The sequence below is a fragment of the Candidatus Zixiibacteriota bacterium genome, assembly GCA_034003725.1.
Taxonomy (GTDB): Bacteria; Zixibacteria; MSB-5A5; order GN15; family FEB-12; genus WJMS01.
In genome coordinates, this window is record JAVEYB010000010.1 from 70,650 (window position 1) to 93,759 (window position 23,110).

The window sequence follows — 23,110 nt, forward strand, 5'->3', positions numbered from 1 at the left end:
CACGGCAGTGGCACCATTCGATGCACGGGCTGCGTGGTGCACGGGGACGTACACCACGCACGGTAAGAAAACGGCGGGTTCGAAGACGGAATTGCCTCAGAGCCACATCTCAAACTCAACCTCGTCGCGTATGGGGATGCCGTACATGCCGATTGTCGGGATTTCCGGTTTGAGCTTCCGTGAATGTTCAAGCGCGTTGACATGGACGGCGGCGATTGTAAAGCCCCGCTTCTGGTAAAACCGGATAGCATCGACATTGTCATTGGTCGTAATCAGCCACAGGCGCCTGCAGCCGGCTTGTCGGGCGACTTCCGGCATCAGCGCCATCAGCCTCGTCCCTATCCCCGCCCACTGCATGCGGGCATCAAGCGTCACTACCTCGCACTGATCGCCGACTATCTCATACGTCACCAGCCCGACCAGTGCGCGCTCCGAGTCGAACGCAGCAAATCCTTCCAGCTCCCCCGGCCAGAGTTTGCGTCCGCGCGAGATGATATACGGCGCGGGCCAGGTGGCGATCCAGTCTTTGACGATTTGCCGGTTGCTTGAGTGGATTAGTTCTATCGTGATTTCCATATTGGGTCCATTCGAACATTGATGTTCCGTCGGGTGCCAGTCGCCCCGCCACGGCGGGGCGGCGACACTCGACCGCCGCTGTCGGATGTACCCCGCCATGGCGGGGAAGCATCCGACAGAACATACCTCGCAAGCGCTGTGCGTGGTGTACGTACTCGTGCACCACGCGATCTATCGATTGGAGCGTCATTGTGATTGACACCCGACAAGCTATCCGTACCTTCTAGTCAGAAAATACACAGGGGAGTTTGCCGATGTCAATGACCGACCGCCGGTTCCTTCGCCATACAATCGCGACCCTCGCCTACCGGGCATCGAAAACCATGCGCGATGCGCCGGAGTCGTTTGCGCATTTCAAGGCCGACCCGGGATCAAACACGCCGCTGGTGATCGTGGCGCACATGGCGGATTTGTACGAGTGGGCGTATACCATGACACGGGGTGCTGCCAAGTGGCATGACACGCCGCCGACCGACTGGGAGACTGAGTGTGCGAGGTTTTTCACGGCGCTCGAAGCGGTTGACCGAGTGCTTGCATCGGATGATTCGATTGATTTTGAGTTGACCCGTATTTTCTCAGGTCCGGTGGCCGATGCGCTTACGCACACGGGGCAGCTTGCCATGATACGGCGTATGGCGGGCTGTCCGATGAAGGGTGAGAACTACAGCAAGGCATCGATTGAGATCGGGCGGGTGGGCGCGGACCAGATACCGCCGGATGCGAAGAATGAGTTTTGAAGGAGTCTTTAGGACGCATAAATTATTGGTCTGGGTGTTCAGCAATTGATAATTGGAGGGGGCTGATGCGGAGATCTACTTTCATCATTGGCGCAGGGTTCACTCGCTCGGTATTTCCTGACGCGCCACTAAACGACGGATTCGTTGAAGCACTCGCATCCTGCAACGCCAATAGTGTCATTGCCCAGCTTTCCGAGCACTACCAAGAGAAGAACATCGAAATCCTCATGACCAAGCACTTTTTGGACATAATCACTGGCAAGGCTAATCTTGAGAACAACAGGAGAGCCGAATATGAGATCGCGAACTTCTGTCAACGCTTTAGATTCACTTCGGACCTTTCAGAAAACACGGCGTGGTTGACGACATTCGCAAAATCTGCCTTTTCGCCGGAAGATGCGATAGTAACCTTGAACTACGACTGCTTTCTTGAAGGCCTCCTTGACCACCTCGGGGTGTGGGACCCCAAGAGTGGATACGGCGGAATTGTCAATCCCATTGTGGAGAAAGATGCCGAAGGCAGCTCGGATATTCAGATTCTAAAAGTACATGGTTCCGAAAACTTCACCTACAAACAGATGATGGACAAGCCAGAGTTCGGAGCGGTGACTCTGGAGTTTGACGGACGTGTTTTGCCGCGGTCAGCTTCAAATCAGCACTTCGGGTCGAGATCCCTTCTCCCAGGGTTGGGCTCTCACCCGGACGGGGCACGACCTTACATCATTCTACCCGGTTTCGTTAAGATCTCGGGGCCAGAGATAAACAACACTATGCTGCTTGCATTGGAGCGCGCGATGGGGTCCCGCTACCTTATCGTGCTTGGATGCGGACTTCGCCAGGAAGATACTTTTCTTTGGCTTCTCTTGACTGCCTTTCTCTACAGAAACCGCATCGTGGATCGCCGCATCGTAATCCTCAGTCCTGACGCCAAAGAAATTGCAGAGAGAGTCCGGAGATACTTCGGTAGTTCGCTCGACGATTACCTAGTCCCGATACCTTCGACTCTCGAAGAAGGGTGGTCCAGATTGGTAGAACGGACCACCGACGACTGAGTAATCCCCAACGGCCACCGAATGTCGGAACCACAGAAGTTTGGACCTACAATTACAACCCCCCCGCCACCAGCCACGCCACCGAGAAACGGAAATCGGTCTCCTTCTCCCCCGGGGCCGGGTGGTTCAGGTAGATCGGGAAATCGATTCGCACGCGGTGCCGGCCGCCTTTCCAAAACGGCGGGAACGTGAATGACGGCCCGGCCGAAACATACCACTCCCGGCTTGTACCATACGCACTCGTCTCGTTTGACGCGATCGGCTCCGGATATTGCGCTTCCTTGCCGTTCATCGTAACCGCGGCGGCGTCGAGAAACACCAAATTGTCTGTCCGGGCAAGCCACGATCCGATCCACGGAACCCGGTTGAACCAGCGAAACGGCAGAAGATCCGGCGGCGTGTACTCCAGCGAGCCTCCAACCGCCTCCGTAACAAAAACGGTGCGATCCTGATAGCCGCGCACGCGCCGCTCTGCCAGGTAGAAGTCGTCTTCCCAGTCAGTCGGGAAGGTGCCGGGGGAACGAAAGACCGGCGCTTCAGTGAAACGATCCACCGCCGGGGCACGGCTTATGTGACGGAGGAACTGGGAGGGCGGCGCGCCGGAAACATTGAGCACTTCGGCGCGGAGCGACAACCAGGTTCGAGACCGCGAGGTGAAGTCGACGGTCATAACGAAAGCGTTTTCGAAAAACCCTCGTCGCTCATCGGAAAAAGCATACCGTCCCACCCGCGCGCGCTCTTCGAATGACAGCGACCCGTAACGGTGGGTTTTCAGCCATCCGGTTTCCAAATCCACGTAGATGGTCGATGTCTGGTCCCACGGCTGGCCTTCGAAATACCGGCGCGTGTCATACTGAATGGGGTCGAACCGGTTTCCCTGCGCGCTGTCGGTGTCGTCAAAATCCAGGTAGTTCAACTCGACCCGAATCCAGCTTTGGTCGGGGCGCGAGTACTTCGGCTTACTGATGACATCGTACGACGTGGAACTGAATTGACGCTGGTCTGAAAACATCCATCGATGGGCGCCATAGCCGAAGCGGGACGGGAAGCTGACGGGTCCGGCAATGGAAAAGTCGAAAAACGGGTCACCGGAACGAGTGGCCCAGCGGAAGTCGACACTGTGTTGCCCGCGCGTTTCCAGAAACGACCCGTGCGAATGAACGCCGATCTGCAGACCGTTGATATCGTCGTACCAGAGGTCCGGGCGAATTCGCATCGCCTGCTTGTCGATCGGCGTCCGGTCGTACAACAGGTTGTCCAGCCGGACTTCGGTCGGCGGGATAAACCAGAAGGTCGGCGCCACGTTGTTGCGGCGGTCGATATCCATCAGCAGTTCGTGGGGATCGACGACGATTTTGTCGATGCGGCGTTTGGCTCGTATGGTGAATTTGTACTTGTCGTTGGGCATGCGGAACTGCTTCCACTCGGGCGCCATCCGGTAGCCGGGTTTCTGAAAGCCCATCCCTTCGGGCGCAACGGTGTAGAAGGTCGTGTCTCCCTGCTCCCAGATGACGGCAAGGTCGACGGGGGCGACAAATTCGCCGGGTCGCCGGAGCCGGATCTCGTGAACGTACTCCCCGCCGAATTGATCGACCGACATGCCGTCATACGCATAGTCCAGCCGCTCGTCGCCGTGGTACCATTGGCGGAGATACTCGTCGAGTTCGAGCCCCGAGCTTTGCTCCATGCTGCGGAGGAAGTCTTCTTCGTAGGGGTGCTTGAAGAGCCAGTCGGCGCAGTACGAGCGCATGGCATCGAAATACGCCGAGTCGCCGAGTATGGACCGCAGCGAATAGTGCATGGCGGCCGACTTGTAGTAGGCGGACACGCGCCACGGCCAGTATTCCTCGCCGCGATCGTACGAGAAAACCATCGGTTGGTCGTAGCCCTGTTCCATCAGCAGCAACAGGGGACGAAACCCGCGCTGGTTGCGGTCGGTGATGGGCGGTTCGAACGCCTTCTGGTAGAAATTGCGCGGGTAGTTGAGATTTCGATCGCGGCCGAGGTATTTCTCCATGGCGATATGTTCGGCGTGCGTCGTGAAGCCCTCGTCGAGAAACGGGCGGTCGATCTGGTTTGAACCGATCTGCCCCATAAACCACTGGTGCCCGATCTCGTGATAGAGCAGGAGCGCGAAATACGGCGACGGCGAACCGCCCTCGCAGTTGGTGAGCATGGGGTACTCCATGCCGGAGTAGGCGTCGCAGATGCGGATGACCGGCCACTGGTACGGCAGGAAAAGGTCGGAGTACGTTTCGATGGACTGGACGCCCAACAGGGCGGCATCGCGCCACCGCTCGGCGTTGTGTCGGAGCGCGTACGCGACGACTTCGACGCCGTTGACCGTATCGCTGTCGATGCACCAGTTCGCTGAGGCGCTGAACACGAAGTCATTGACGTTTTCGGCGAGATAAAGCCAGGTTTTAGTGGCGCGCTGATCGGTTTCTATGACCGGCCACTCGCTGCGAGGTTTGCGGAAATTTGCGATATCGAGGGCGGCGCGAAGGTCAGGCGGGAGCATCTCCTGTTCGTTGACGCACACGCCGGTGGCCGCGACAATCATGGGCGACGGGGCGGTGATAGCTACGTCATACCAGCCGTAGTCGCCATAGTTCTCCCCCCATCCGAGATACTGCGCATTGACCCAGCCAAGGACGCGGTCGTAGACGCAGGCCTGCGGGAACCAGTAAGCGGCCCGCACGACTCCGCGGACTGTGCCCATACGCATCCGGGAAGGACTGGGGAGGGTCGTCTTGAAACCGAACACGAGATCACAGGCGTGGCCGGGCGGGAGAGGTTCCTGCAGGCGAACCGCGATGATACTGTTGTCAAATTCAAAGGAACGGTGTGCGCTCGGATCGACAACGAACGGATCGCCGTCCCTCAGCTCGAACAGCTCCAGCCGCCCTTCCTGTCCGGGCTTCAGCGAGGCGTACGAGTAATCGAGCTGGCGACGCTGCTTGCGATCGGCGTACGAGTCTTTTTGAATCGCATTCGGCCACGCTTTCAGATAGATGACGGAGAGCGTATCGGGTGAGTTGTTGTTGTAGTCGATCGCGATTTTTCCATCGATGGTACGCAGATCCGGTTGCAGGGTGATCTCCATCCGGTAATTGACTTCCTGCTGCCAGTAATCGCCGGGGACGGAGGACGCCGGGCAGATTGCGGACGTGAAGATGAGGGTGGCGACGAACAGAACGACAGGCAACACGGTGCGACGCGCGGCTGTAAGAACCATACTTCTCCCCAGAGAGGAATTTCGATGAATAATCACGCCAAGATAGCTGGTACGGGGTGGGCGGTACAAGGGAATTGTCCCGAGCAGTCTGCGTCGGGGCGCCGGATTCCCGACACAGGTGCCGTCAGACGTGTCGCCTGACGGCACGTAGGTCGGAATGCGGGATCAATGTCCCGAGAATTTCGGCGGGCGCTTTTCGAGGAAAGCCTCGCAGCCTTCGTTTTTGTCGCCGGTCCCGCAGACGGCGCCGAAGTTGGCTTTCTCCAGGTCACAGCCGGCGGTGAGGTTGACATCGAGCCCACGGTTGATACACTCTTTGGCCATCGCAATCGCCAGCGGACCACGCAAGCAAATGGTGTTGGCCATCGCCATCGCCTTTTCCATGAGCTGTTCGGGCGGGTAGACGGCTTCGACCAGCCCGATCCGGTATGCTTCCGCAGCATCGACCATATCGCCGGTCATGATCATCTGCATGGCCTTGCCCCGGCCGACCTGACGGGCGAGGCGCTGGGTACCGCCGAATCCGGGAATGACGCCCAGGTTTACCTCGGGCTGGCCGAGCTTGGCTTTTTCGGAGGCAAGCCGGATGTCGCAGGCGAGAGCGAGTTCACACCCGCCGCCAAGCGCAAATCCGTTGATGGCGGCGATAACGGGCCGCGGGAAATTCTGGATCGTCTTCATCAGGTAGAGCCCCTGGGCGGAGAAGTCCGTGCCGCTGCGGACGTCGAGATCGGCGATTTCGCTGATGTCGGCGCCGGCGACAAACGCCTTGTCACCCGATCCCGTGATCACGACGCAGCCGATCGTGTCGTCTTTCCAGTGATAGTGGAGCATCTGCTGGAGTTCGATGACCGTCTCCATGTTCAGCGCATTGAGCGCACGAGGGCGGTTTATGGTCACGACCAGTACCTTGTCCTTGCGCTCGACCAGGATGTTTTTGTATTCCGTCATGCGTCTTGCCCTTCCGTCAGTCTATGCATTCACGTTATTTCTTGGCGTAATCGTAGAAACCGCGGCCGGTCTTTTTGCCCATATAGCCGGCGTTGACCATGCGCCGAAGCAGCGGTGGAGCCGCGTAGTGGGAGTCTTTGAACTCCTCGAACATGATGTCCGCGATGTACAGGATCGTGTCGAGACCGATGAAATCGGTCAGGGTCAGCGGTCCCATGGGATGCCCGCAGCCGAGCATCATGGCGTTGTCGATATCTTCCCGGCTGGCCAGACCGCGCTCGTACTGGCGGATACCATCGAGCAGGTACGGCACCAGCAGCACGTTGGCCACGAAGCCGGGCGAGTCCTTGGCGGTGACACAGGTCTTGCCGACCGACTCCGCAAACGCGAAGGCGGCCTCAAACGTGGCATCGGAAGTGTCGATCGTGCGTACGACCTCGCACAGCTTCATGATCGGGACGGGATTGAAAAAGTGCAGCCCGACAAACCGGTCCCGGCGTGTCGTGACCGCGGCCATGTCGCTGATGGACAGCGAGGACGTGTTGGACGCAAAGATGGTATGATCGTGGCAGATGCCGTCGAGGGCGAGATAGACTTCTTTTTTCGCCTCCAGGCTCTCGACGACCGCCTCGCAGATCAGATCGCACTGCCTGAGGTCGGCGGGATCGGTGTGAAGGCTGATGTTTCCGAGGACTTTGCTTTTGAGAGCCTGATCGGCTTTCCCCTTTTCGATCGCTCTGTCCAGCGACCGGGTGATATACCCCAGCCCGCGTTGAACCGCCTCAGAGGAGATATCGCACGCCAGCACCGTGTAGCCGGCGGCCGCGGCGACCTGCCCGATGCCGGAGCCCATCTGGCCGAATCCGACAATACCGACTCTTGCGATCATACACACCTCCCATACACATCTATGCGCTTAGTCATGTCTTTCGACGATACGGGTGAGATACAGACCGGGGCGATCGTGTGTCGTCCCGGCTACCGTGAACCCGGATTTCAGGTAGCAGCCCAGCGCGGAGCGGTTGTCCCAGTCGACCGTCAAAAAGACCTTAGCGATATCCTTGCGACGGCCGGCGATTTCACACAGCAGGGACAGCATCTTGCAGCCGTAGCCGTTCCGGCGGCGTTTCGGATCTACCAGCAGGCGCTTGATTTCCAGGCCCATCTCGATCGGATGCGACCACAATTCGGCATAGGCGACCGGCCCGTTCCCCGACAACAGCAGGTAGGACGTCATTTCTTCGGTCTGCCACTCGTCGACAATCTCCTCTGCGGGGGGGTACTCGGCGGCAATGTCAAGGTCGGCGGCCGTCTGCTCGGTTTCAATCCAGGAGCGGACGGTGCGGGCGTATTCGGACGTGTACTTGATAATATCCGCTTTGACGCGGGTCGAGTCGCTCACCGGGGCATTCCTTCGGGTTTCATCAGGCAGGGAATATAATCAATCGGCCGGGGCACAGCAACCGGGACGCTTCGAATCAGAGCGGAATCGGCGCGACCTGCAACATTGGCGGTTCCCACGCTGTCTAACTTTCCACAGTGGCATACGGGGAATCGTCCGATAAACCGATCCGCCGCTATATGCCGCTGTGCGACAGATTCTTAATAACCTTTTGCAGAAGATGGCGGGGAATCCATATGGCCAAAAAGACGTTCACGACCAGGCGGATCATCACCGGATTGGTCGTCATTGTCATCGTGATTGTCGTGATCGTAAATCTGCGCAGTTCAGAAAACGGTCGCACCATGGTTCAGGCCGATCTCGCGTATCGCGACAACATCTCCGAGATCGTCACGGCATCGGGACGGATTCAACCCCAGACCAGCGTTGATATTGTCGCCGAGGTGTCGGCCGAGATTCTTCGCGTCTGTGTCAACGACGGTGATCGAGTCTCCCGCGCCGACCTGCTGCTGCTCCTGGACACCGTCCAGGCGAAGTCGGATGTTGAGCAGTCGCGGTTTTCGCTCGATGAATTGTCGGCCCGGGCGGAGGCTGCGCGCACGCAGCGGGACAAAAACGAACTCGAATTCGAGCGCCAGCAGCGGCTTTTCGAGCAGAAGCTGACGTCGGAGACCGCTTACACCGACGCGCGGTTTGCATTTGAAAGCTCGGCCGCCGAGTACGATGCGATGCTGGCGCAGGTAAAAACCGGCAAGGCCCGCCTCGAGAAAGCCGAGGATAACCTGGCGAAAACCAGGATCGTGGCGCCCATGGACGGTGTGATAACATTCGTGAACGCCGAGGCGGGTGAAATTGCGCAGGCCCAGACGTCTTTCACCCAGGGCAAGACCCTGATGACAATCGCGGACCTGTCGGTGTTCGAGGTGGAAGTCGATGTCGACGAGACGGAGATCGCCAGACTGCATCTCGACCAGCGGGCGGACATCCGGGTTGACGCATTCCGGGACACGGCGTTTGCCGGGCGGGTCGTCGAGATCGGCAACTCGGCGAAAATCTCCGGACAGGGCACCGACAATTACATGACCAGTTTCCGGGTGAAGGTGCGTTTCACGGATTCGGTGGCGTCGGTGCGCCCGGGCATGTCGGCGACCGTTGATATCGAAGTGGCCTCGGAGAGAAACGCGCTGTTGATACCGTACGCGGCGGTCGTCACGCGCGAATTCGACCGGGACTCCAGCGGCACAGTCGATGATTCGCTTGATGGTACGCTGGCCTCCGCCGGTATCGAAAGCGACGAAGCGCCGGAGGGAAGCGGCAGACCGAAGAGCGCGGGAAAGGTCAAGAAGTCCGGCGTCTTTCTGTGTGAAAACGGCAAAGCGCGATTCATCGAAGTCCGGACCGGGATCGCCGACGAGCGCAACATCGTCGCGCTTTCGGGGGTCTCCGACGGGGATACGGTCATCTCCGGATCATTCAAGACGCTTCGGGAACTCACCGACAGCACCCTGGTTGTCATTGACGAACGATCCATAAATGTCATGGTGGAGCGCAAGTAACCGCCGCGCGCAGGTCGATACATGGTATTTCTGTCCCTGCTCACAGAGTCGGTTGCGGCCCTCTGGGCGAACCGTCTTCGCTCGGGTCTCACCATTTTGGGGATGGTGATGGGCGTCACCTCGGTGATCGCGATCGTCTCTACGGTCGAAGGCATGCAGAAGAGCATCGAAGACGTTTTCGCATCGATGGGCACCAACGCCTTTATGGTGACCCGGTTCGGGTTCAACCTGACGATGGAGGAGTATCTCGAACGGCGACGCCGCAAGCCGCTCACCCGGGGACTGGTTGACGTCATCGAGGACGGATGTCCGGACTGCCGTCATATCGGTGCACAGGGGTTCGCGGGTGCGGACGTTAAATTCGGATCGCGACGCCTCACCGGAGTCGAGATTCAGGGACAAACACCGGCCATCATGGATATCCAGAATATCGATGTGGCGATGGGGCGGTACCTGACCGAGGAGGACGACGTCCGTCGCCAGCGATTCGCTTTTATCGGCGCGGAGATCTACGAGAAGCTGTTCGACGAGACAGGCGACCCGGTGGGCGAGCGAATTCGTGTCAACGCGGAAGAGTTTACGGTGATCGGGGTGGCCGAGAAACTCGGCAACAGCGACATGATCGACGGGATCGACAACTTCGTCGCCATTCCGCTGTCGACGCACCAGAAGCTGTTTCGACAGCCGGGCGACCCGGTGATGCTGTACATGGATGCGGCGTCGGCCGAGGAGCGGGAGCGGGCGATGGACCAGGTACGGGTCGTGCTTCGTTCGGCCCGGCGACTCACCTACGACGACAAGGACGATTTCGAGGTCGTCACGCCGGAGGCGATCCTGACGTTTGTCAACGACGTCACCCGGGCATTCCGGGTGCTCTTAGTCTCTCTCCCGCTTCTGTCAATCGTCGTGGGAGGCATCGTCATCATGAACATCATGATGATCTCGGTAACCGAGCGCACGCGGGAAATCGGAATCCGCAAATCACTCGGCGCGACCCGTCGGCATATCATGACCCAGTTTCTCTACGAGTCATTGGCGTTGTCGCTGGTCGGCGGCCTGATGGGAATTGCGTTCGGGGTAAAACTCGGGCAGGTGATCCTCCGCGATCTCATGGGCATTCTCATGACGCCGACTACGCTGGGGATTATCCTCGGGTTCGGCATTTCAACGGGTGTCGGTCTCTTTTTCGGGATTTACCCGGCGCTGAAGGCCGCCCGTCTCGATCCCATAAAGGCGCTCAGTTATGAGTAGGGTAAAACTGACGATCGCGCAGGTCCGCGAGGGCGTGCGGCTTGCCCTCATGGCGATTGCGGCAAACAAGTTTCTGTCGTCGATGACCATATTCGGCGTCACGATCGGTGTCGGGGCGGTCATTCTGGTGAACACCATAATGGACGGGTTTCAGGCGTACCTGCTGTCGTCGATCGAAAAGATCGGCAGCAACGTGATGTACATCAGCAAGGGGGACGAAAACACCGATTTCGATGCGCTGACCGAGGAGCAGCGTCGACGGAAAGATATTACGATGGACGAAGCGTACGCGATCCGGGAGATGTGCCCGCTGGTGAAGGCGGTCTCCCCCGAAAAGCAGGCGTACGACAATATCGCACGGTACGGGGACAGGACGGTGCGCAATCCCGACGATTTTCGCGGCTGCTGGCCGGAGCTGGCGGTTGTCACCAACCGCGACTGCGAATACGGACGCTTTATCGACGAAAACGATCTTCAGCGGGCCGCGCGCGTCTGCGTAATCGGTCCGGAGGTCGCGGACGCGTTGTTTGATTCGCGGGCCGATGCCGTCGACCGTACGATTCGGGTGAACGGGTTTGAGTTTCGGGTGGTCGGGGTGCAGGAACAGATCGACGATTTCTTCGAGATCAGTGAAAACGATTACATCTACATACCGATGACCACGTTCGACCGGCTGTACCCGGATGTCAAAAGTACGATCCTGATGGTGAGCGCCGTTTCGCGCGATCAGTTCCCCGACGCGCTCGACCAGGTAGTCAATGCGCTTCGCCGGGTGCGCGGGCTTCGCTCCGAAGATGAGAACAACTTCAGTGTGGAGACACAGGTCAAATTCGAAGAGCAGGTAACCCGGATCACGGCCAATATCAAACTGGGCGCGGTGGCCGTGGCGATCGTGGGGCTTCTCGTGGGGGTGATCGGCGTGATGAATATCATGCTGGTGTCGGTGACACAACGAACTCGGGAGATTGGAGTGCGCAAGGCGGTGGGCGCACGCCGCGCGAATATCCTGTTCCAGTTTTTGGTAGAGGCGGCGACATTGACGGGTGTCGGCGGCGCCGTCGGCATCGTGGTGGGCGCCCTCGTGGGCCTGATCGTGACCTCGTCGCTGGACTGGGCCTATTATCTTTCGCCGCTGTGGGCGGCGATCGGGCTGGCTATGTCCGCGGGGACGGGACTTGCGGCAGGAGTTTACCCGGCGTGGCGCGCCTCGCGGGTTGATCCGATTGTCGCACTTCGGTACGAGTGATACACGCTATCGTAGACCTATGCCCGCCATAAACGAACCCACGTCAAACAATCGACAGACGACCTGTCGGCAAAAGTGGGTCATCTCACTGACTGATGGAACTATCATTCGACCAAGGAATTACAGGGCAAAAAAAGAGCCGCCAGATGAATCTGACGGCACTTTTGCTGGGAGGGTGTATGGTCAGGGCCTATTGTAGGAATCTTTTTCTATCTTGTCAAGATGTTTTTCATAGACCTTTGTAATACTCTTTTAATCACGTCCACCCTCTTAAACCCTATCGGCCGGTTTGGGGTTCCCAAACAGCGGAATTTTTCGCCCGTCGGAGGTCTCGACGCCTATCCCGATGGTGGACAACAGATTAATCATGGACCCGTGGGAACCGAGTTGGCCCCTCCCCCGTTGACAATATATCCGGGGCGCGGTATATACCGGATCAACGAGGAATTCATCTGCAGAAAGGCCGACATGATAGACTTCTCCCTTACCGACAATCATCTCGCTGTCCGTGACATGGCCCGCAATGTGGCGTCGAAGGTGGTCCTTCCGAAAATCCGCGAGTACGACCGGGCGCACAAACCGAACCCTGAATTGCTCGACGCCATGGCCTCGGCTAACCTGCTTGGCTTCTGTATTCCCGAGCAGTACGGCGGTCTCGGCATGGACTACATCTCGCTCGGGTTGGCCTCGGAGGAAATGGAATACGCGGACACGGCGGCCCGGGTAGTGCTGTCGGTACATATCGGCCTGTATTGTCTGCCGGTGCTGACGTGGGCAAGTGAGGAGCAGAAGCAGAAGTTTCTTACGCCGGCGGCCCGGGGCGAAAAGATCGGCTGTTTTGGACTGACGGAGCCGGGGGCGGGTTCCGACGTCGTCGGCATACAGACGACGGCTGTTCGCGACGGTGATCATTACATCCTGAACGGCGAAAAAATGTGGATCTCACTGGCGACGGCGGCCGACTTTTTCCTGACCTTCGCATGGACGGACCTGGAGAAGAAACGCCGACGCGATCACAGCGGCATTTCGGCGTTCATCCTCGAAAAAGGCATGGACGGGCTGACCACCAGCAAGATCGAGGGAAAGCTGGGCGTGCGGTCGGGCGACACGGGGTCGTACGCGATGCAGGACGTCCGCGTGCCGTCGGCCAACCTCGTGCACAAGGAAGGGGCCGGGTTTAAGATTGCGATGTTCTGCCTCGATCAGGGGCGCTACACGGTGGCGGCGGGATCGTGCGGGCTTATTCGCGCGTGCCGGGACGCCTGCGTGGGCTACGCTCATCAGCGCAAGACCTTTGGCGTAGAGATCGCCGAACATCAGTTGGTCAAGCAGATGATCGCCAACATGGAAGCCGGGTACGAGTACAGCACCTACCTGTGGATGAAAGCAGGCTGGCTCAAAAACCAGGGCAAGCGCTCGACCAAAGCGACTTCGCTGGCCAAGTGGATCGCCTGCCGAGAGGCCGAAGAAGCCGCCGCCAACGCCGTCCAGGTGTTCGGGGCCTACGGCTTCTCCGATGAGTACCCGGTGGAGCGGTTCTATCGCAACGCCAAGGGCGCGTCGATTTACGAAGGCACTCGCGAGGTCCACACGCTGATGCAGGCCGACTACGCGCTCGGCTCACGGCAGGACACGGAGCTCGAGCGGGATCTGCCGAGGGTGGAGCAGTAGGTTTCAGATTCTATGGCGTGTGGCCGTGACTTCAGTCACGGTTCGCACGCCTGTCGCAATTGAGTGCCGATGACCGCGCCTGATTTCTCGACCACAAGCTCTATCATCCTCAATAACATCACATAGCCCCCCACAGTACCGTATCAACACACACGGTAGAAACGAACTTTTTCGTTGTACAAGTCTGATCACGCGTGACTTACAGCGAAATAGGTTCGTTTTGTCGTTTTCCGAGGAGTGCGATTCTTCCCCTCTCCCTCGACGGGCGGTCGGAACCGCCCAGTTTTTTGATAAGGCGGGGGCAAGGGTCGCCCACAGCTTGGGGCTTGTTGAGAAAGCCAATATGAGTGCTGTCAGGCGACCCCGCCTGACAGCCCTCGTGCGTGGAGTACGTCCCAGTGCGCCACGCGAACCGCTGAGCTAATTCCCCCTCACATTTTCACTACAGCCTCGATGGTAAAAACGGCGCGGCCCCTATAGTAGACGATGGAGCCAATGAGAATGCAATCGATGCGACCGAAAATCGACCGACGATCATCCGGCTGCGACACTGGAGGAGTCTCTCAGTCAACGCAATACGACTGCATCGGAGAAGAACAGTCCAAAATGGGGGCCCCCATAAAATGACAAAACGAACCTATTTCCCCGTAACGCTCACGCAACCACGCTTGTACAATGATTTTTCTGTTCTCTCGCGTGTGCGGAGTGGATCACATGTCGCAGCGGTGCGTCATGTGGTGACGGTTTGGATGGCTGGGTTCCGCGGCGCACGGGGACGTACGCCACGCACGGATCAAAGATAGACTCCCGCCCACGCGGGAGTGACACGCCTGCAGCGTGTCGTCAATGGCGAGGTCGAGGCACGAGGACGTACCCCACGCACGCCACTCAAAGGGCTGTCAGGCGGGGTCGCCTGACAGCACACAATGCCCCTTGCTTCGATACGACTGTCGGGCGGGGTCGCCGGACAGCACGGCGTAGTCCCTACTTCGTGTTTACACCCAGCTTGCGGCCGATGAAAGCGTCGAGCGACAGTTTGCCCGGACCGGTCAGCAACAACAGGACGTAGGCGGACAGAAACAGCAGGGGAAGCTCCTGTTTCCCGAACGGGTCATCGGCATGGACGATCAGCGCCGCGGTCGACATTGTCACGATCAGCGGGATAACGGCCGCCCGAGTCATAAGGCCGAGGATAACGGCCAACGAGCACACAAACTCGGCGAAAGCGGCCAGGACCAGCGACGTGCCCGGACCAAGCCCGAGCGGATCGCCAAATTGCATATTGCCGGCTAGGACCCGGCCGACCTTGCCGTATCCGTGGCCGATAATCATGAGCAGTCCGACGCCAAGCCGAAGTAACAGCAGTCCCCAGTCGGCGGCGGGCGAGACAAGGCCGGTCCTGAACAAAAGATTCTTCATCGGTCGCTCCCTGTTGTGGTGTTGACGCCCGTCCGGGCGCCGTCGGTTCGAGGCTTCCTCAGTGAAACACCCGCAGGTCGGGCAGAGTTCATCGACAGTCTGAAGACACGCTGGGCGAGGCCAGGTTAAATAAACGTAGTCGCCCTTCAAGGAGCTCAGGGTGAGGTGCGCTGAAGGTTGGGGTGACAGGAAAAACGGCTCAGAGAATTCTGAGCCGTTCGGCAGTTCTGTCTCCGTGCAACCGTCGGACGCCCGTCCGGTTGCGGCCATCGTGTCGGCTACTCGACCGTCACGCTCTTGGCGAGATTGCGCGGCTGGTCGACATGGCATCCCCGCATCACCGCGATATGATACGCCAGCAGCTGCAGCGGTATCACGGACAAGAGCGGCGTGAGCAGACGGTGCGTGTGCGGGAGGTAGATGACATGGTTGACGCGCTGGGCGATCTCGGTATCGCCTTCGGTGGCGATTGCGATCACGCGTCCGTTGCGGGCGCGCACTTCGGCGATATTGGACATCACCTTGTCGTAGACCGGGTCTTTCATGGCGATAACGACGACCGGCATGTTTTCATCGATCAGGGCGATCGGCCCGTGTTTCATTTCAGCGGCCGGGTACCCCTCGGCATGGATATACGAGATTTCCTTGAGCTTGAGGGCGCCCTCGAGAGCGACCGGGAAGTTGATCCCCCGGCCGAGGTAAAGGAAATTGTTGTGGCTGTAGTAGGCGGCGGCGATGTCTTTGACATGATCCTCACGGGCCAGGATGGACTCGATTTGTTCGGGAATGCGCTGCAGCGCGCCGAGCAGTTCCTGGCCCTGCTGCACCGACAGGTGGCGCATGCGACCGAGCAGGTTGCCGATCAGCGCCAGAAGGGTCACCTGCGAGGTGAAGGCCTTGGTGGATGCGACCCCGATTTCGGGCCCGGCGTGGATGTAAACGCCGCCGTTGGACTCGCGGGCAATGGTCGATCCGACCACGTTGACGATTCCGAGGGAAGTGATGCCGTGTTTTTTGGACTCGCGCATCGCAGCGAGCGTGTCGGCGGTCTCCCCCGACTGGCTGATCGCGAAAAATACGCTGGAGTCGTCAAAAATCGGGGATCGATACCGGAATTCCGAGGCGTATTCCACCTCGACGGGTATTCGCGCGACCTCTTCGATGAGGTACTCGCCGATAAGTCCGGCGTGCCAGGAAGTCCCACAGGCGCTGATGATGATGCGTTTGATACGCCTGAGCTCGTCGTACTGGAGGTTCAGTCCGTTGAGGCGGGAAATTCCTTCCTCCATATTTATGCGGCCGCGCATGGCGTTGCGAAGAGTGGACGGCTGCTCGTGGATCTCCTTGAGCATGAAGTGGTCGTAGCCGCTTTTTTCGATCTCATCAAGCGTCCAGCTTATTTCCTGGATATGGGGCGTTATTTCGACATTTTGAATCGTGGTGATGGTGTAGTCGTCGGGCGTAATGGTGGCGATTTCACCGTCTTCCAGGTAGACCACCTGATTGGTGTGCTCGAGCATCGCGGACACATCGGACGCCACGAAATTCTCGTGGACGCCGTGGCCTATGACCAGGGGTGATCCCATGCGGGCCGCGACAATCTCGTTCGGATGAAGCGAGGACACGACCGCGATTCCATAGGTACCTTCGACCTGGCTGAGGGCGTCGCGGACGGCGTCGGTCAGATTGCCCTTGTAGTTGAAGCGGATCAGGTGGGTGAGGACCTCGGTATCGGTGTCGCTCCGAAAGACGAATCCTTTCTGGCTCAGGAACTCCTTGAGCGTGCGATAGTTCTCGACGATGCCGTTATGGACGAGGGCTATCTCCGCTTTGGCATCGTAGTGCGGGTGAGCGTTGACCTGGTTCGGCTCGCCGTGGGTTGCCCAGCGGGTATGGGCAATGCCCTGGCAGGAGTTGATTACCTGACCCTCGAGCGCGCGCTCCAGCATTTTGATTTTGCCGACCTGCTTGGTGATGCGAAGCCCGGTATCGGTGGCCAGCGCCACGCCGGCTGAATCATATCCCCGGTACTCGAGTCGCTTAAGGCCCGACATCAGAATCGGCAGGGCCTGTTGTGGCCCGACGTATCCTACAATTCCACACATTCCGTACGCCCCTGACTATCTAAAGAATGATTTGACCTTTGTACCCAGGCGGGCGGTCAAACGTTCGTCGTTCGTTTCGATGATGAGTCGATAAATCGGTTCAGTGTTCGAAGACCGGACCTGCACCCAACCGTCGGCGAAGTCGAAGCGGAGGCCGTCCTGTCGATCCACGGTCGTGTTGCCGAGGAGGGCCGGAACCTCCCGTTCGAGCCGGGCCAGGCGGGAATCAAAGTCATCCGGCATGGCCGCCTTCGTCTTCATAGTATAATAACGCCCAAACGATTCAACAAGGTCCGCGAGCGTTTTCTTTTCGGTCGCCAATTCGGACAGGGTCAAGGCGGCGGCGATCAGGCTGTCGCGCCCGGCGTGGAAACGCGGGTAAATGACGCCGCCGTTGCCTTCTCCCCCGATTACGGCCTTTTTCCGACGCATGAGTTCGACGACATTCGCTTCGCCCACTTTTGACAGGTACACTCGGGAGCCGGACTTTCGGGCGGCCTCGGCGGTGACATTCGATGTCGAGAGGTTGATGACGGTCGGCCCTTTTTCTTTCCTGAGGACGTGACGGACGGCGATGGCCAGCGTCAATTCTTCGCCGATCGGGCACCCGGTGTGGTCTACGAGGGCGAGCCGATCCGCGTCCGGGTCGCATGCCATACCGAGGTCGGCCTTGTGTTTGCGGACGGCCGCGGCCAATGGCCCGAGGTTCTCGGGAATTGGCTCCGGTTCATGGACGAATTCGCCGTTGCCGTCGCAGTTCAGCCGGATGACTCTGGCACCGAGCCGGTGCAGCAGTTCGGGGAGGGCGTGCGAGCCGGCCCCGTTGATGGCATCAACCACGACCGTAAACCGCGCTTTTTTAATCGCTGGTCGATTGACTACTTTGAGCGCCAACACCTTCTGGATGTGAATATCGATAAACCGGTCGTTATACGAAAGCTTCCCGAGCGCCGTATGAGGTTTGAACGCAAACGAGTTGGCGTCTTTGGCGGCTTTGAGTTTGTCAAACTGGGCGGGAGTGACGAAGTCCCCACGGTCGCTGAAAAACTTGAGGGCGTTCCATTGGGCGGGATTGTGTGACGCCGTGATGCACATGCCGCCCCGGGCTTTGAGTTCTTTGACTGCAATCTCGACGGTCGGCGTCGGAACTACACCGATATCGACGACATCAATGCCCACCGCAAGCAGGGAGGAGACGACCGCATCGCGCACCATCGGACCCGTCTTTCGGCTGTCGCGGCCGAGAACGACCGTTCCGGATTTCAGCATAGTGCCGAAGGCGGCGGCGTACCGGGCGACGAGGATGGGATCGAGGCCGTTGCCGATAACCCCTCGTACACCCGAGGTCGACTCTTTGAGTTCTTTTTTCTTCATAGAGATATGTCCAGTATCCTAGTAATGTATCGATCAATTTGGCGGTTTGTTCACATCCTGCCGAGGCAGAGTGGAGTTTGGCCCTGCGGGCTACCCTGACAGAACGGCTGCCATTGCAGAGTGCAGGCGGCCATTGGAGGCCAGCAGGTCCTTGTCATAAATGGAGTACGGGCGGCCGTCGATTCGGCTGACCCGTCCCCCCGCCTCGGTGACGGCCAGCGCGGCCGCAGCAGTATCCCAGGGGTGTAGTTTCAGCTCCCAGAAGCCGTCGATCCGGCCCGCTGCCAGCCAGCAGAGATCCAGCGCGGCGGAGCCGGGACGCCGGATTCCCTGGGCCTTTTTTGCCATTCGGGCAAAGAGACCGAGGTTATTCCGTTTCGCCGTGCCGATGTCGTAGGCGAAACCGGTAGCCAGCAGGGCGCGTTCCAGGCGGCGTTCCCGGGAGACCTGAAGTTTACGCTTATTAATGTGTGCTCCCTGCCCGAGGCCGGCGGAGAACATTTCATTGCGTTCGGGATCAAACACCGCTCCAGCCACGATGACGCCGTCGCGCTCGACGGCGATCGAGACGCAGTAGATAGGAAAGCCGTGCATGAAGTTAACGGTGCCGTCGAGGGGGTCGATCACCCAGCGCCAACTGGACCGTTGTCCGGTCTGGGTACCTTCCTCGGCCAGCACCTCGTGGTCGGGGTAGCGTCGCTCGATCCGGGAGACGAGATAGCGTTCGGCTTTGCGGTCGAATTCGGTGACGGGATCGATTCGTCCTTTGTAATCGATGGTCTTAGACAGGGAGAATCCCCGTTTGAGGATGGCGCCGGCGCCGGCCGCGAGCTCGCGGCAATATCCGGTCAGTTCCCGCGTCTGTCTGTCGCTCATACACTCTTGCTCGTGGGCTGCTCCGAGACGATGGAGGGCCCGGCCCCTCGTTCCTGCTTGAACTGCATCTGGTACAACTTATAGTAAATGCCCCGCTGCTTCAACAACTCGTCGTGGCGACCGGATTCGCGAAGCTGGCCGTGGTGGAAGACGAGGATTTTATCGGCCCGCTCGATTGTCGAGAGTCGGTGAGCGATGATGATTGACGTCCGATCCTTGAGCAGTTCGTCGAGCGCACGCTGGATAAGCAGTTCGGTTTCGGTGTCCACCGAGCTGGTGGCCTCGTCGAGGATGAGGATTTCCGGATCGAAAGCGAGCGCGCGCGCGAACGAGAGCAACTGTTTCTGGCCGGTCGACAGAGTGGCGCCGCGTTCCCGGATCTCGGATTGGATACCGTTCGGCAGTCTTTCGAGGAAGCGATCGAAACCGACGCGTGAGAGCGCCGCCCGGACCTCGTCGTCCGTGATCGACTGGTCGCGCAGGCGAACATTGCCGGCGTAGTCGCCGCTGAACAAAAAGACGTCCTGCAGCACGAGGGCCATGTGGCCCCGCAGTTTCGGGATCGACCACCGGCGTATATCGATCCCGTCGAAACTGATCGATCCTTTCTGGAAGTCATAGAAGCGGTACAGCAGGGAGATCAGCGAGGTCTTGCCTGCTCCGGTGGCCCCGACGATCGCGATTTTCTCTTTTGGTGCAACCGAGAAGGTGACGTCGCGCAACACCCAGTCTTCGTCGTTGTAGGCGAACCACAGGTTCTCGACATCAATCCGCCCGGAGAGACCGTTGGTTTCGGCCGGAGTTGCGGGGGCTTCAATCTGGGGCGGGGTATCGAGGAGCTTGAAGATGCGCTCCGACGAGGCCATGGACGACTGCAGGACGTTGTACTTGTCGGAGAGGTCGCGTATCGGGCGATAGAACATTTCCACGAGCTGGATGAATGCGACCAGTTGTCCGAGGGTCATGATATCGGATTCGACCTGCAGCCCGCCGTAGTAGAGAATAAGGACCACCGACAGGACGCCGATCACTTCGACGGTCGGGAAAAATGTCGCGTAGTAGATGATCGAGCGCTGGTGGGCGGAGCGGAGGTCCGTGTTGATTTCATCGAAGCGGTCGAACGTCCGCTTTTCCTGCACGAAGAGCTGGACGATCGACATGCCGGTGATGTGTTCCTGCAGGAAGGCATTCAGGCGGGCGAGTCGCGTCCGGACCTCGCGATAGACCTGTCGGACTTTCACGCGGAATATGGCGGTGGCGGCAACCAGCAGCGGCAGCACCACGAAACTCACCAGCGCGAGCCTCCAGTTTTCGAGCAGCATGTACGTTACGATCAGCACGACCATGACGAGGTCACCGATGATCGTCACCACGCCGGACGAGAACATTTCGTCGAGTACGTTAACGTCGTTGGTCACGCGGGTCAGGATGCGACCGACGGGGTTTTTGTCGAAGAAGCCGAGATGCAGCGATTGCAGATGGCGGTAGATCTGCATCCGGATGTCGTACTGGACTTTTTGCCCGAGCCACTGGGTGAGGTAGTACTGAACGCCGGCGGCGATAAAGGAGACGATCATCAGGCCAAAAAACACGAGGGCGATGAGATCAAACCCCTCGAGCACTCCCGGCGTGATGTGCTCATCGATGCCGACCTGGGTCAGCTTCACCATCGCCAACCGACCGACGGACCCCAGCAAGAGCAGCACCACCGCCAGCAGCGCCCATCCCCGGTACGGTTTCATGTACCGGAGAAGGCGTTTCATGAGCCGGGAGTCGTACGCTTTTCCCAGCGCTTCTTCTTCGTGGTATCCGTTGGCGGCCGACATCAGAGCGCCTCGATCTCCTGCTCGAGCAATTGCGAGCGATACAGCGTGGCATAGTGACCGTCGAGCGCCAGCAGTTCTTCGTGCGTGCCCTGTTCGGCAATCCGACCGTCATCGAGGTAAATGATCATGTCGGCGTCCTTGACCGACGACACGCGGTGAGAGATGATGATGGTGGTCCGATCGGATTCGGCCCGGTGGACGCGCTGGTGAATCTGGTGTTCGGTTTCGGTATCGACCGACGAGGTGGCGTCGTCGAGCACGAGAATGCCGGGATCGACGGCGAGGGCGCGGGCGATGGCGGTCCGCTGTTTCTGGCCGCCCGACAGCGTGATGCCGCGCTCACCGACGATGGTATCGAAATGATTCGGGAAAGTGTCTATGTCTTTCGCCAGGTCTGCAGCGACGGCGGCTTCGCGAACCAGTTCGGCAGAGGCACGGTCGTTTCCGAAGCGGATGTTGTCGGCCATCGTATCGGAGAACAAAAACGGCTCCTGCGTGGCGAACCCGATCTGGCGTCGCAGCGCGGACAGGTCCCATTCATTGATGTCGATATCATCGATAAACAGCCGTCCGTGCGGGACCGGATACAGGCGGGCGATGAGCGAAACAAGTGTGGTCTTGCCGGAGCCCGTCATGCCCATTACGCCGACCGTCTGACCGGGATTAATGGTCAGATTGATATCGGTGAGCACGGGCTGAGTGTCGTACCCGAATGTCAGGTTCCGAAATTCGATTTTGCCCCGCAGAGGGCCGCCGTATAACCCGGTAGGTCGGCTGTTTTTGACGTCGGGCTCAGTGAACAAAACGCGGTTGATGCGGTCGAGCGACGCGGTGCCGCGCTGATAGAGCGAGACGACCCAGCCCATCGCGAACAGCGGCCAGAACATCATCTGCGAGTATGCGAAAAATGCGACAACCGTACCCAGCGGGACGGCGTCGGCCATCACCAGCCGCCCGCCGTAATACAGGATAATGAGGTTGATGCCGCCGGCGAGAAAATGAATGAGCGGGAAAAACAGCCCCTGCAGTTTGGCCATGCCGAGGTTGAGGTCGACATACTCGCGGGAAATTCCCGCGAAGCGTTCGATTTCCGCTTCCTCCTGACCGTATGCCTTGACGACCCGGACGCCGGCGAGGTTCTCCTGTGCGGCGACGTTCATATCCGAGAACTTGGCCTGGATTTTCGTGTACTTGCGGTGGATCAGGTTGCCGAGCTTGTTGACCAGGTACGGGAATACCAGCATCGGTGCAAGGGCATACACGGTCAATTTCGGCGAGAGCGAAAGCATGAACCCGAGGGCGATAACCAGGCCCACAACGGTGTTGGCGATATGCATCACCCCCGGACCGACCATCATCCGGACAGCCTCGAGGTCGTTGGTGGCGCGGGCCATGATGTCACCGGTGCGGGTGCGATGATAGTAGGACTGCGACAGGGACATCAGATGCCGGGCCAGCCGACCGCGCAAGCGGTATTCGATGTGCCGCGAGGTCCAGATGATCGTGCGGCGGACCAGATATCGGAACACGCCCGCCACCAGCACGAGTACGATCATCAGCCCGACCAGGTGCATCACCATGCTCATCGCGCTCTGGGCGCCGAACCAGTTCAGGTACCGCGCGAGCCCGTCCGAGTGGACGCCCTCGCCTTCGAGGATCGTGAAAACAGAGTTGATGATATACGGGTTGACAAGACTGAGGGCGTTGGCCAGGACGATGAATACGCCGCCCCAGACCAGCGATGACTTATATTCGCGGAGGTAACCCACGATAGTCGAGAAGCGGCTCGGGGAGTGGTCGGACATGTCATGAGGTGCCATCTGCGATCCA

17 protein-coding genes are annotated in these 23,110 nt (G+C 59.2%); 6 read left to right on the forward strand and 11 right to left on the reverse strand.

The genetic code is table 11. The annotated features are described in order from the left end of the window. Positions 1-96: 96 nt before the first annotated feature. Positions 97-576 (reverse strand): GNAT family N-acetyltransferase, encoded by a 480-nt coding sequence (locus RBT76_11770; protein MDX9858461.1) that lies wholly within the window; start codon positions 574-576, stop codon positions 97-99. 254 nt (positions 577-830) lie between these two features. Here RBT76_11770 and RBT76_11775 point away from each other — a divergent pair, with 254 nt between their 5' ends. Then, positions 831-1,313: a hypothetical protein gene (locus RBT76_11775; GenBank protein ID MDX9858462.1), complete on the forward strand. Its 483-nt coding sequence runs from the start codon at positions 831-833 to the stop codon at positions 1,311-1,313. Positions 1,314-1,378: 65 nt separating this feature from the next. Continuing rightward, the gene (locus RBT76_11780; protein MDX9858463.1) at positions 1,379-2,365 is read left to right on the forward strand and encodes a hypothetical protein; all 987 of its coding nucleotides are present in this window, start codon (positions 1,379-1,381) and stop codon (positions 2,363-2,365) included. 52 nt (positions 2,366-2,417) lie between these two features. Here the strand turns inward: RBT76_11780 and RBT76_11785 are convergent, their stop codons facing one another. The 4 genes from RBT76_11785 to RBT76_11800 all read right to left on the reverse strand — a co-directional run bounded on the left by RBT76_11785 (position 2,418) and on the right by RBT76_11800 (position 7,956). After that, a complete protein-coding gene (locus tag RBT76_11785; protein MDX9858464.1) occupies positions 2,418-5,603 on the reverse strand; it encodes a M1 family metallopeptidase in 3,186 nt (1,061 codons plus the stop codon). A gap of 165 nt (positions 5,604-5,768) precedes the next feature. After that, complete coding sequence (locus tag RBT76_11790; protein ID MDX9858465.1) at positions 5,769-6,554, reverse strand: enoyl-CoA hydratase-related protein; 786 nt, start codon at positions 6,552-6,554, stop codon at positions 5,769-5,771. A 34-nt stretch (positions 6,555-6,588) separates the two neighbouring features. Beyond that, a complete protein-coding gene (locus RBT76_11795) occupies positions 6,589-7,443 on the reverse strand; it encodes a 3-hydroxybutyryl-CoA dehydrogenase (GenBank protein MDX9858466.1) in 855 nt (284 codons plus the stop codon). A gap of 27 nt (positions 7,444-7,470) precedes the next feature. After that, positions 7,471-7,956, reverse strand: coding sequence for a GNAT family N-acetyltransferase (locus tag RBT76_11800; protein ID MDX9858467.1), 486 nt, complete (start codon positions 7,954-7,956; stop codon positions 7,471-7,473). Between the two features lie 236 nt (positions 7,957-8,192). Here RBT76_11800 and RBT76_11805 point away from each other — a divergent pair, with 236 nt between their 5' ends. From RBT76_11805 to RBT76_11820, 4 genes are all read left to right on the forward strand, one after another. Beyond that, entirely contained in the window at positions 8,193-9,512 is a 1,320-nt protein-coding gene (locus tag RBT76_11805; GenBank protein ID MDX9858468.1) for an efflux RND transporter periplasmic adaptor subunit, read from the forward strand. 21 nt (positions 9,513-9,533) lie between these two features. Then, on the forward strand, positions 9,534-10,763 hold the full coding sequence (locus RBT76_11810; GenBank protein ID MDX9858469.1) for an ABC transporter permease: 1,230 nt from the start codon (positions 9,534-9,536) through the stop codon (positions 10,761-10,763). After that, positions 10,756-12,009 (forward strand): ABC transporter permease, encoded by a 1,254-nt coding sequence (locus tag RBT76_11815; protein MDX9858470.1) that lies wholly within the window; start codon positions 10,756-10,758, stop codon positions 12,007-12,009. The genes RBT76_11810 and RBT76_11815 overlap by 8 nt, the downstream gene beginning before the upstream one ends. Before the next feature lie 471 nt (positions 12,010-12,480). Further along, positions 12,481-13,680, forward strand: coding sequence for an acyl-CoA dehydrogenase family protein (locus RBT76_11820; protein ID MDX9858471.1), 1,200 nt, complete (start codon positions 12,481-12,483; stop codon positions 13,678-13,680). Positions 13,681-14,664: 984 nt separating this feature from the next. Here the strand turns inward: RBT76_11820 and RBT76_11825 are convergent. From RBT76_11825 to RBT76_11850, 6 genes are all read right to left on the reverse strand, one after another. After that, entirely contained in the window at positions 14,665-15,099 is a 435-nt protein-coding gene (locus tag RBT76_11825) for a DoxX family protein (GenBank protein ID MDX9858472.1), read from the reverse strand. A gap of 278 nt (positions 15,100-15,377) precedes the next feature. Continuing rightward, positions 15,378-17,204 (reverse strand): glutamine--fructose-6-phosphate transaminase (isomerizing), encoded by a 1,827-nt coding sequence (gene glmS / locus RBT76_11830; protein MDX9858473.1) that lies wholly within the window; start codon positions 17,202-17,204, stop codon positions 15,378-15,380. A gap of 15 nt (positions 17,205-17,219) precedes the next feature. Further along, positions 17,220-18,578, reverse strand: coding sequence for a phosphoglucosamine mutase (gene glmM / locus RBT76_11835; protein ID MDX9858474.1), 1,359 nt, complete (start codon positions 18,576-18,578; stop codon positions 17,220-17,222). 90 nt (positions 18,579-18,668) lie between these two features. Then, the gene (locus RBT76_11840) at positions 18,669-19,454 is read right to left on the reverse strand and encodes an inositol monophosphatase family protein (GenBank protein ID MDX9858475.1); all 786 of its coding nucleotides are present in this window, start codon (positions 19,452-19,454) and stop codon (positions 18,669-18,671) included. Then, entirely contained in the window at positions 19,451-21,280 is a 1,830-nt protein-coding gene (locus RBT76_11845; protein MDX9858476.1) for an ABC transporter ATP-binding protein, read from the reverse strand. Before RBT76_11845 ends, RBT76_11840 begins: the two co-directional genes overlap by 4 nt. Then, entirely contained in the window at positions 21,280-23,100 is a 1,821-nt protein-coding gene (locus RBT76_11850) for an ABC transporter ATP-binding protein (protein MDX9858477.1), read from the reverse strand. Before RBT76_11850 ends, RBT76_11845 begins: the two co-directional genes overlap by 1 nt. Between the last annotated feature and the right edge of the window lie 10 nt (positions 23,101-23,110).

Excerpts from the sequence above, each read along its gene's own strand:
- RBT76_11795 (MDX9858466.1), bottom strand. The coding sequence starts at position 7,443 with ATGATCGCAAGAGTCGGTATTGTCGGATTCGGCCAGATGGGCTCCGGC.
- RBT76_11785 (MDX9858464.1), bottom strand. The coding sequence starts at position 5,603 with ATGGTTCTTACAGCCGCGCGTCGCACCGTGTTGCCTGTCGTTCTGTTC.
- RBT76_11780 (MDX9858463.1), top strand. The coding sequence starts at position 1,379 with ATGCGGAGATCTACTTTCATCATTGGCGCAGGGTTCACTCGCTCGGTA.
- RBT76_11850 (MDX9858477.1), bottom strand. The coding sequence starts at position 23,100 with ATGGCACCTCATGACATGTCCGACCACTCCCCGAGCCGCTTCTCGACT.
- RBT76_11770 (MDX9858461.1), bottom strand. The coding sequence starts at position 576 with ATGGAAATCACGATAGAACTAATCCACTCAAGCAACCGGCAAATCGTC.
- RBT76_11815 (MDX9858470.1), top strand. The coding sequence starts at position 10,756 with ATGAGTAGGGTAAAACTGACGATCGCGCAGGTCCGCGAGGGCGTGCGG.
- RBT76_11805 (MDX9858468.1), top strand. The coding sequence starts at position 8,193 with ATGGCCAAAAAGACGTTCACGACCAGGCGGATCATCACCGGATTGGTC.
- RBT76_11825 (MDX9858472.1), bottom strand. The coding sequence starts at position 15,099 with ATGAAGAATCTTTTGTTCAGGACCGGCCTTGTCTCGCCCGCCGCCGAC.
- RBT76_11810 (MDX9858469.1), top strand. The coding sequence starts at position 9,534 with ATGGTATTTCTGTCCCTGCTCACAGAGTCGGTTGCGGCCCTCTGGGCG.
- RBT76_11840 (MDX9858475.1), bottom strand. The coding sequence starts at position 19,454 with ATGAGCGACAGACAGACGCGGGAACTGACCGGATATTGCCGCGAGCTC.
- glmM (MDX9858474.1), bottom strand. The coding sequence starts at position 18,578 with ATGAAGAAAAAAGAACTCAAAGAGTCGACCTCGGGTGTACGAGGGGTT.
- glmS (MDX9858473.1), bottom strand. The coding sequence starts at position 17,204 with ATGTGTGGAATTGTAGGATACGTCGGGCCACAACAGGCCCTGCCGATT.
- RBT76_11775 (MDX9858462.1), top strand. The coding sequence starts at position 831 with ATGTCAATGACCGACCGCCGGTTCCTTCGCCATACAATCGCGACCCTC.
- RBT76_11790 (MDX9858465.1), bottom strand. The coding sequence starts at position 6,554 with ATGACGGAATACAAAAACATCCTGGTCGAGCGCAAGGACAAGGTACTG.
- RBT76_11845 (MDX9858476.1), bottom strand. The coding sequence starts at position 21,280 with ATGTCGGCCGCCAACGGATACCACGAAGAAGAAGCGCTGGGAAAAGCG.